Origin of the sequence: Streptomyces sp. S3(2020) (assembly GCF_013044505.1) — a bacterium.
Classification (GTDB): domain Bacteria; phylum Actinomycetota; class Actinomycetes; order Streptomycetales; family Streptomycetaceae; genus Streptomyces.
This window is the reverse complement of the sequence record NZ_JABERD010000515.1, coordinates 1-1,387: the sequence shown is the minus strand read 5'-3', so window position 1 is coordinate 1,387 and position 1,387 is coordinate 1. Positions and strand designations below refer to the sequence as shown.

Annotated in this window: 2 pseudogenes; both read left to right on the top strand. The window is 68.3% G+C overall.

The annotated features are described in order from the left end of the window. Positions 1-1,139 (top strand): annotated as a pseudogene (locus HLK59_RS50070) (2-oxoglutarate ferredoxin oxidoreductase subunit alpha); the annotation flags it as partial. After that, positions 1,129-1,387 (top strand): annotated as a pseudogene (locus tag HLK59_RS50065) (2-oxoacid:ferredoxin oxidoreductase subunit beta); the annotation flags it as partial. The pseudogenes HLK59_RS50070 and HLK59_RS50065, both read left to right, overlap by 11 nt.

Below are 1,387 nucleotides of genomic sequence, written 5' to 3'. Positions count from 1 at the left end.
ACCTCGCCCTGTCCTACGGACTGGTCACCGCGTCCCGCCAGGCGGACCTGCCGCTGTTCCTGGGCTCCTACCCCATCACCCCGGCCTCCGACATCCTCCACGAACTGTCCAAACACAAGAACTTCGGTGTCCGCACCTTCCAGGCCGAGGACGAGATCGCCGGCATCGGCGCCGCACTGGGCGCCGCCTTCGGCGGCAGCCTGGCGGTGACGACGACCAGCGGTCCGGGCGTGGCGCTGAAGTCGGAGACCATCGGCCTCGCGGTCTCCCTGGAACTGCCGCTGCTGGTCATCGACATCCAGCGCGGCGGCCCCTCGACCGGCCTGCCGACCAAGACCGAGCAGGCCGACCTGCTCCAGGCCATGTTCGGCCGCAACGGCGAAGCCCCCGTCCCGGTGATCGCCCCGTGCACGCCCGGGGACTGCTTCGACGCCGCCCTGGAAGCCGCCCGGATCGCCCTGACCTACCGCACCCCGGTGATGCTCCTGTCCGACGGCTACCTCGCCAACGGCAGCGAACCCTGGCGCATCCCGGACACCGACGAACTCCCCGACCTCACCGTCCAGTTCACCCAGGGCCCCAACCACACCCTGGACGACGGCACCGAAGTCTTCTGGCCCTACAAACGCGACCCGCAGACCCTGGCCCGCCCGTGGGCCATCCCCGGCACCCCCGGCCTCGAACACCGCATCGGCGGCATCGAGAAACAGGACGGCACCGGCAACATCTCCTACGACCCCGCCAACCACGACTTCATGGTCCGCACCCGACAGGCCAAAATCGACGGCATCGACGTCCCGGATCTCCAAGTCGACGACCCGCACGAGGCACGCACCCTCGTCCTGGGCTGGGGATCAACCTACGGACCGATCACGGCGGCGGTACGGCGGCTACGGACCGCCGGGGAGTCCATCGCACAGGCCCACCTACGCCACCTCAACCCCTTCCCACGCAACCTCGGCACGGTCCTCGACAGGTACGAGCGTGTCGTCGTTCCGGAGATGAACCTGGGCCAGCTGTCGATGCTGCTGCGCGCCCGTTATCTGGTCGACGTACAGCCCTTCACTCAGGTCAACGGCATGCCGTTCAAGGAAGAACAGCTCGTCCACGCGCTGGAGGCGACGATCCATGACCACTGAACTCCGCCTCCTGCCAAAGGACTTCAAGTCCGACCAGGAAGTGCGCTGGTGCCCCGGCTGCGGTGACTACGCCATCCTCGCCGCGGTCCAGGGCTTCATGCCGGAGCTGGGCCTGGCCAAGGAGAACATCGTCTTCGTCTCCGGCATCGGCTGCTCCTCCCGCTTCCCGTACTACATGGACACCTACGGCATGCACTCCATCCACGGCCGCGCACCCGCCATCGCCACCGGGCTGGCGACCTCGCGGC